This is a genomic window from Modestobacter sp. KNN46-3, from assembly GCF_011039295.1.
Window position 1 is genome coordinate 1 of sequence record NZ_JAAKGN010000194.1, and the last position, 7,490, is coordinate 7,490.

7 protein-coding genes are annotated in these 7,490 nt (G+C 74.2%); 1 reads left to right on the top strand and 6 read right to left on the bottom strand.

Annotated elements, in window-relative coordinates; genetic code table 11:
• The 5 genes from G5C62_RS24035 to uvrC form a co-directional block, all read right to left on the bottom strand.
• Nucleotides 1-782: type I glyceraldehyde-3-phosphate dehydrogenase (locus G5C62_RS24035; protein ID WP_164702995.1), on the bottom strand; the 782-nt coding region annotated here is incomplete at its 3' end.
• 266 nt (nucleotides 783-1,048) lie between these two features.
• A complete protein-coding gene (whiA, locus tag G5C62_RS24040; protein ID WP_164702996.1) occupies nucleotides 1,049-2,029 on the bottom strand; it encodes a DNA-binding protein WhiA in 981 nt (326 codons plus the stop codon).
• Between the two features lie 73 nt (nucleotides 2,030-2,102).
• Nucleotides 2,103-3,056, bottom strand: a complete 954-nt coding sequence (gene yvcK / locus G5C62_RS24045) for a uridine diphosphate-N-acetylglucosamine-binding protein YvcK (RefSeq protein WP_036338712.1) — start codon at nucleotides 3,054-3,056, stop codon at nucleotides 2,103-2,105.
• Complete coding sequence (gene rapZ, locus G5C62_RS24050; RefSeq protein ID WP_036338714.1) at nucleotides 3,056-3,991, bottom strand: RNase adapter RapZ; 936 nt, start codon at nucleotides 3,989-3,991, stop codon at nucleotides 3,056-3,058. Before rapZ ends, yvcK begins: the two co-directional genes overlap by 1 nt.
• Complete coding sequence (uvrC, locus tag G5C62_RS24055; protein WP_164702997.1) at nucleotides 3,988-6,045, bottom strand: excinuclease ABC subunit UvrC; 2,058 nt, start codon at nucleotides 6,043-6,045, stop codon at nucleotides 3,988-3,990. The genes rapZ and uvrC overlap by 4 nt, the downstream gene beginning before the upstream one ends.
• 198 nt (nucleotides 6,046-6,243) lie before the next feature.
• Between uvrC and G5C62_RS24060 the strand changes: the two genes are divergently transcribed.
• Nucleotides 6,244-6,801, top strand: coding sequence for a hypothetical protein (locus G5C62_RS24060; RefSeq protein WP_156119281.1), 558 nt, complete (start codon nucleotides 6,244-6,246; stop codon nucleotides 6,799-6,801).
• Nucleotides 6,802-6,918: 117 nt separating this feature from the next.
• On the opposite strand, the gene G5C62_RS24065 is transcribed toward G5C62_RS24060, so the two are convergent.
• The coding region (locus G5C62_RS24065) for a serine aminopeptidase domain-containing protein (protein ID WP_164702998.1) at nucleotides 6,919-7,490 on the bottom strand (572 nt) is incomplete at its 5' end.

Here is a 7,490-nt window from a genome sequence, read left to right on the forward strand (position 1 = left end):
GCCTCGTCGACCTCCTCGAGAGTGACCTCGCGGGACAGCGTGACGGTGAGGTCGGTCGCCGAGCCGGTCGGCACCGGGACGCGGAGCGCGTAGCCGTCGAGCTTGCCCTTCAGCTCCGGCAGCACCAGGCCGATCGCCTTGGCCGCACCGGTGGAGGTCGGGACGATGTTCAGCGCGGCGGCGCGGGCGCGGCGCATGTCCTTGTGCGGGCCGTCCTGCAGGTTCTGGTCGGCGGTGTAGGCGTGGATCGTGGTCATCAGGCCACGCTCGATGCCGAAGGCGTCGTGGAGCACCTTGGCCAGCGGGGCCAGGCAGTTGGTGGTGCAGGACGCGTTGCTGATGATCGTCTGCGAGCCGTCGTACTGCTCGTGGTTGACGCCCATGACGATCGTCAGGTCGTCGCCGGTGGCCGGCGCGGAGATGATGACCTTCTTGGCCCCACCGGCGTCGACGTGCTTGCGCGCGTCGTCGGCCTTGGTGAAGAAGCCGGTGGACTCGACGACGACGTCGACGCCCAGCTCGCCCCAGGGCAGGTTCGCCGGGTCGCGCTCGGCCAGCACCTTGATGGTGGCGCCGCCGACCTTGATGCCGTCACCGACGACCGAGACGTCCTCGGCCAGCTTGCCCAGGATGCTGTCGTACTTGAGCAGGTGCGCGAGCGTCTCGGGCGTGGTCAGGTCGTTGACCGCCACGACCTCGACGTCGGCCCCGCTGGCGGCGACCGCCCGATAGAAGTTGCGGCCGATCCGACCGAACCCGTTGATGCCGACCCGTACCGTCACTGAGGACCTCCCAGACCGTGATGCCCAGCCGGACCGGTCGGCCCAGCGGCGCCCGTGGGCCGTGCGTGCGCACGACCACATTCCGGCGACAGCCTATCGGCCCGCCGAGCAGCCTCCGACCGCGCACCCGCCTCGCCGGACGGGGCGTGCACAGACGTCCGCGACGTCTCCCCCGGTGGCCGGGAGAGACGTCGCGGACGTCTCGTGCCGTGCTGGAACGCCTGCCCCACGGGGCTCGCAGCGAGCGGGGCAGGGTGCTCCCGCTGCTACTGGGCCAGCATGTCGTCGGTCACCACGGACTCGGTGTCCGGGATGCCGAGGTCCTTGGCGCGCTTGTCGGCCATCGCCAGCAGACGCCGTATGCGCCCGGCAACAGCGTCCTTGGTCATCGGCGGGTCGGCGCGCTGGCCGAGCTCCTCCAGCGACGCCTGACCGAACTCCAGCCGCAGCCGCCCGGCGACCAGCAGGTGCTCCGGGGCCTCTTCGGCCAGGATCTCCAGTGCCCGCTCGACCCGGGCACTCGCCGCGACCGCGGCCCGCGCCGAGCGGCGCAGGTTGGCGTCGTCGAAGTTGGCCAGCCGGTTGGCCGTGGCCCGGACCTCGCGGCGCATCCGCCGCTCCTCCCAGGCCAGGACGGCGTCGTGGGCGCCCATCCGGGTCAGCAGCGCACCGATCGCGTCGCCGTCCCGTACGACCACCCGGTCGGTGCCGCGCACCTCACGGGCCTTCGCCGCGATGCCCAGCCGACGGGCCGCACCGACCAGCGCCATCGCCGCCTCGGGCCCGGGGCAGGTGACCTCCAGGGACGACGAACGCCCCGGCTCGGTCAGCGACCCGTGCGCCAGGAAGGCGCCCCGCCAGGCCGCCTCGGCGTCGCCGATCCCGCCGGAGACCACCGACGGCGGCAGGCCACGGACCGGCCGGCCCCGCTGGTCGACCAGCCCGGTCTGCCGGGCCAGGCCCTCACCGTGCTTGGCGATCCGGACCAGGTAGCGCACGCCCCGGCGGATGTTGCCGCCGGCCAGCACGCTCACGCCACTGGTGTAGCCGTACACCTCGCTGATGTCCCGGCGCAGCCGCCGGGCCACCGAGCCGGTGTCCAGCTCCGCCTCGATGACCACCCGGCCGCCCACGATGTGCAGGCCACCGGAGAAGCGCAGCAGCGCGGTCACCTCGGCCTTGCGCTCCGAGGTCTTCGTGCACTCCACGCGGGAGAGCTCGTCCTTCACCATCGCCGTCATCGCCATCAGCGGTGTTCCCTTCCCCCTGTGTGCCGGCCGGTGTCACGGTCGTCCCCGTGTCCGGCCACTGCCCTGCCGGTCACCGCGCACCGACCACGGAGGCCAGTGCGGCAGCGAGCCGGGAGGGATCGTGCTGTGGTGTCCCGTCGGGTGCAGCCACCGGTGCCAGCACCAGTTCTGCACCACATGCCTGCACAGCAGACAGCAGACCACGCCGGTCAACAACCGCAGCGGTGTCCGCGATCACCGTGTGCAGCGACACGCCTCCCAGATGGGCCAGCAGGACGCGCAGGTGCTCCTCCGGCGAGAAGCCGTCGGTCTCCCCCACTTGGGGCTCGAGGTTCAGCACCACGACCACCCGCGCCGCGGTCTCCGCCAGCGCCGTCCGCAGCCGCGGGACGAGCAGGTGGGGCAGCACGGAGGTGTACCAGGAGCCCGGCCCGAGGCTGACCACGTCGGCCGCCGCGATCGCCGCCAGCACCTCCGGTGGCACCGGGGGGTCGGCCGGAGAGACCCGGATGTCCTCGACGTGCCCGGGGGTGGAGGCGATCGCCACCTGACCCCGGATCCGGCGGGTCTCCTGCGGGTCGTCGGGGTCGACGCTGGCCACCGTGGCCACCAGGTCCAGCGGGACGTCGGACATGGGGAGCACCCGGCCACGCGTCCCGAGCAGCTCCTCCAGCACGCCGAGGGCCCGGACCGTGTCGCCGCCGTGCATCTCGGTCAGGCCGGTCAGCATCAGGTTGCCGACGGGGTGCCCGGCGAGCACGCCGGTGCCACCGAAGCGGTGCTGGAGCAGGTCGGCCATCTGCTGGGTGCGCGGGGACTCGCCGGCCAGTGCGGCCAGCGCCATCCGCAGGTCACCGGGTGGCAGCACCGGCATCTCGCGCCGGATCCGCCCCGAGGAACCGCCGTCGTCGGCGACGGTGACCACTGCGGTCAGCTCCGCGGTGAGCCGTCGCCAGGCAGCCAGGGCAGCGGCCAGCCCGTGCCCGCCGCCGAGGGCGACGACCCGCAGGCCGGGGGTCTCCACTACTCGCGCCCCAGGTCACGGTGGCGCGCGGTCGCCGGGACGCCCTCGGCGTTGAGCCGACGGGCGAACTCCTCGGCGATGGCGACGCTGCGGTGCTTGCCGCCGGTGCACCCCACCGCCAGCGTGAGGTACCGCTTGCCCTCGCGCCGGTAGCCGGGCAGCAGCAGCCGCAGCACCTCGCCGTAACTGTCCAGGAACGCCCCGGCGTCGTCCTGGGCGAGCACGTAGTCGCGCACCTCGGCGTCCCGGCCGGTCATCGGGCGCAGCTCCGGGACCCAGTGCGGGTTGGGCAGGAACCGGGCGTCGACGACGAGGTCGGCGTCCAGCGGCAGGCCGTACTTGAAGCCGAAGCTGAGCACGGTCGCCACCACCTCCGGCAGCTCGCCGTCCGGTACGAACGACGCCTCCAGGGTCGCGCGCAGCTGGTGCACGTTGAGGTCGCTGGTGTCGATCCACAGGTCGGCGTCGCCGGCGATGCCGGTGAGCAGCTCCCGCTCGGTGTCGATGCCGTCGATCAGCCGGCCGTTGCCCTGCAGGGGGTGCTCGCGCCGGACCGACTCGTAGCGCCGGATCAGCACCTCGTTGCGCGCGTGCACGTAGACGACGCGCGGGCGGTGCCCGGCCTCGGCGAGCTGCCGGATGGACTCCTGCAGGTCGCTGGAGAAGGCCCGGCTGCGCACGTCGACGACGGCGGCGAACCGGCGCAGGTCGCCGCGGGCGCCCAGCTCGACCATCGGCTGGAGCAGGGCCGGCGGCAGGTTGTCGACCACGAAGAAGCCGAGGTCCTCCAGCACCCGGCCGGCGCTGTTCTTGCCCGCTCCGGACAGACCCGTGACGACCACGACGTCGAGCGGGGCGAGCTCGGTGCTCGACCCGTCGGCCGCCGGCGGGACGTCGCTCTGCGGCCCGGCCGGCGTTGCGCGACCGGCGGTCATGCCGGCTGCCCGGCGGCGGGGTGGACCCGGCCGGACTCGGCGGTCTGGTCGGCGTCCGGCCCCTGGGCCGGCGCCCCGGTGGCGACCGATGGCTCCAGCTCGACGGCGTCCTCGGCGACCACGTCGGGCGAGGCGCCCGCGGCCACCGGCTCGGCGACCGCGGCGAGCACCGCCTCGGCCGTGCGCCGGCCGATGCCGGGCACTGCCGTGAGGTCCTCGACCGAGGCCGCACGCAGCCGCTTGAGGGATCCGAACTGCTTCATCAGTGCCTTCCGCCGGGTGTCGCCGAGCCCCGGGACGTCGTCCAGGAGCGAGACCAACATGGTGCTGGATCGCTTCTGCCGGTGGTAGGTGATCGCGAACCGGTGTGCTTCGTCGCGCACCCGCTGCAGCAGGTAGAGCGCCTCGGAGGTGCGCGGCAGGATGACCGGGTCGGGGTCGTCGGGCAGCCAGACCTCCTCCATCCGCTTGGCCAGGCCGCAGACGGCGACGTCGACGATGCCCAGCTCGGCCAGCGAACGGCTGGCCGCGGCCACCTGCGGGGCGCCGCCGTCGACCACCAGCAGGTTGGGCGGGTAGGCGAACCGGCGCGGCCGTCCTTCCTCCGCGGCGACGCCCTGCTCGTCCCGGCGGTCCTGCTCCTCCTTGAGGTGCCGGGCGAACCGGCGGCGCACGACCTCGGCCATCGCCGCGGTGTCGTCGGTGCCCTGGGCCACGGAGAAGCGCCGGTAGTCGGACTTCTTGGCCAAGCCGTCCTCGAAGACCACCATGCTGGCGACGACGTTGGTGCCCTGCACGTGCGAGATGTCGATGCACTCGATCCGCAGCGGCGCCTCGGGCAGGTCCAGGGCCTCCTGGATCTCCGACAGCGCCAGCGACCGGGCGGTCAGGTCGCTGGCCCGCTTCACCCGGTGCCGGGTGAAGGACTCCTTGGCGTTGCGCTCGACGGTCTCCATCAGGCTGCGCTTGTCCCCGCGCTGCGGCACCCGCAACGACACCCGGGAGCCGCGCAGCTCGCTGAGCAGCTCGGCGTAGACCTCCGCGTCGTCGGGCAGCTCGGGCACGAGCACCTCGCGGGGCACGGACTCCCCCACCTCGCCGGTGCCGGTCTCCTCGTCCACCCCGCCGTAGACCTGCAGCAGGAACTGCTCGACCAGCTGGCCGGTGGTGACGTCCTCGACCTTGTCGATGATCCAGCCGCGCTGCCCGCGCACCCGGCCACCGCGGACGTGGAACACCTGGACGGCGGCCTCCAGCTCGTCCTGAGCGAAGGCGACGACGTCGGCGTCGGTGCCGTCACCGAGGACGACGGCCTGCTTCTCCAGGGCCCGGCGCAGCGCGCCGAGGTCGTCGCGCAGCCGGGCGGCCCGCTCGTAGTTCATCTCCTCGGCGGCCTCGGTCATCTGCCGCTCGAGCCGGCGGATCATCTGCTCGGTGCGGCCGCCCATGAAGTCGCAGAAGTCGTCGACGATCTCCCGGTGCTCCTCGGCGCTGACCCGGCCGACGCAGGGCGCTGCGCACTTGCCGATGTAGCCGAGCAGGCAGGGCCGGCCGATCTGCGCCGCCCGCTTGAAGACGCCGTTGGAGCAGGTGCGGGCCGGGAAGACGCGGGTGAGCGTGTCGACCGTCTCGCGGATCGCCCAGGCGTGGGCGTAGGGGCCGAAGTACCGGACGCCCTTGCGTTTGGGGCCGCGCATGACCTGCAGCCGCGGGTACTCCTCGTTCAGCGTCACGGCGAGGCTGGGGTAGCTCTTGTCGTCCCGGTACCGGACGTTGAACCGGGGGTCGAACTCCTTGATCCAGTTGTACTCGAGCTGGAGGGCCTCGACCTCGGTGCCGACGACGGTCCACTCGACGCTCGCCGCGGTGGTGACCATCTGCCGGGTGCGCGGGTGCAGGCCCCAGACGTCGGCGAAGTAGCTGTTCAGCCGCTGCCGGAGGCTCTTGGCCTTGCCGACGTAGACGACCCGGCCGGCCGGGTCGCGGAACTTGTAGACCCCGGGGCTCTCCGGGATGCTGCCGACCGCTGGGCGGTACGTGGACGGGTCGGGCATGCCCCCCAGGTTAGGTCCGCACACCGACACTCCGTCGGCCGCCCGACCCCCGCCGCGGGGCGTGTCCCCCATCGGCCCGCTGACCTGCACGGGACCGGCCGGGCCACCCGCCGCCCTCGCCTGTGGACGACGCCGGCACCACTCCGGCTGCAGCTGCCAGGGTGGCCCGGTCGGTGACCGGGGACGAACGGGGTGGGCATGCGTGCGACGGCGAGCAGCGAACGGGACGGCGTGGTGGTGGCCGATCGCCGGGGTGGGCACTGGCGGGTCAGCTGTCACCGCGCCGGGGTGCTGCCGTCCCCCGCGACGCCGCCGGACAGCGGTGCGGTCGGCCGGCTGCTGCTGCCGTGGGCTGCTGCGCCGGAGGCACCCCCGGCCCTGCCGCGGGCCAGTTGGGTGCTGGGCCGCTCGGCGCGCTGGCAGGGCCCGGGCGCGCCCGGCGCGAGCGAGGACCCGCTCCGGGACGAGGCGGTGGCACTCCGCGACGCGCTCGCGGTGACCGGCGGCGGGCCGGCCGCCCTGGGCCTGGTCATGTGGGCCCGGCGGGCGTGGCAGACGGGGCAGCGGGAGCGCACGCATCCGTGGCTGGTGCAGCTCTGCAGCGCCGACGGCGCTGATCGCCGGGCCACCTGGGCGGTCGCCGGCCCGGAGGCCGCCCAGGCCGCGGTGGCCGACGTCGCCGGGGCCGTGGGCGCCGGCCGGCTGCCGGAGCCGGTCGGCGCACGACTGCTCGACGTCCGCGACGATCGGCGCTGACCGCCGCGCCGCCCTCGGGCGGCACTGCCGTCAGACCGGAGCCGCCAGCTCCAGGGCGGGCGCCGGTGGCCGGGGCGGCCAGCTCCAGGGCCGGAGCCGGGTGTCGGAGCGGCGGGCTCAGCCGGCCAGACGGTCGTCCAGCCAGCCGAGCAGGTCGGCGACGACCTCGTCGCGGTTGGTCTCGTTGAAGACCTCGTGCCGCGCCTCGGGGTAGACCCGCTGGTCGACCGGCAGACCGCGTTCCCGGAGCAGCTCGGCCAGGGCGGTGACCTGCTCGGCGTCCCGGCCGCCGACCGGGTCGTGCTGCCCGGACAGCAGCAGCACCGGCAGGGCTGCGGGCAGTGCGGCGACCCCCTGCGGGCTGGCCGCGCGGACCGACATGCCGAAGACCCCGGCCGCGTACCCGTGGGTCAGCGGCACCTGGTCGCCGGCGAGCGGGTCGGCCAGGTAGGCGTCCACCTCGGCCGGGTCACGGGACAACCAGTCGTAGGGGGTGCGGGCCGGCTCGAACGGCTCGTTGAAGGCGCCGAGGGCGTCCAGCGGCTGGTCTCCCAGCCCGGCGGCCACGGCACCGTCCAGGGCGGACACCGTCTCGGCCAGCTCCGGCGACACCCCGATCGGTCCGGACAGCACCAGCCCGCTCAGCCCCGCGCCGTCCCGCTCGGCGCTGGCCAGCGCGATCACCGAGC

Excerpts from the sequence above, each read along its gene's own strand:
- whiA (WP_164702996.1), bottom strand. The coding sequence starts at position 2,029 with ATGGCGATGACGGCGATGGTGAAGGACGAGCTCTCCCGCGTGGAGTGC.
- rapZ (WP_036338714.1), bottom strand. The coding sequence starts at position 3,991 with ATGACCGCCGGTCGCGCAACGCCGGCCGGGCCGCAGAGCGACGTCCCG.
- uvrC (WP_164702997.1), bottom strand. The coding sequence starts at position 6,045 with ATGCCCGACCCGTCCACGTACCGCCCAGCGGTCGGCAGCATCCCGGAG.
- G5C62_RS24060 (WP_156119281.1), top strand. The coding sequence starts at position 6,244 with ATGCGTGCGACGGCGAGCAGCGAACGGGACGGCGTGGTGGTGGCCGAT.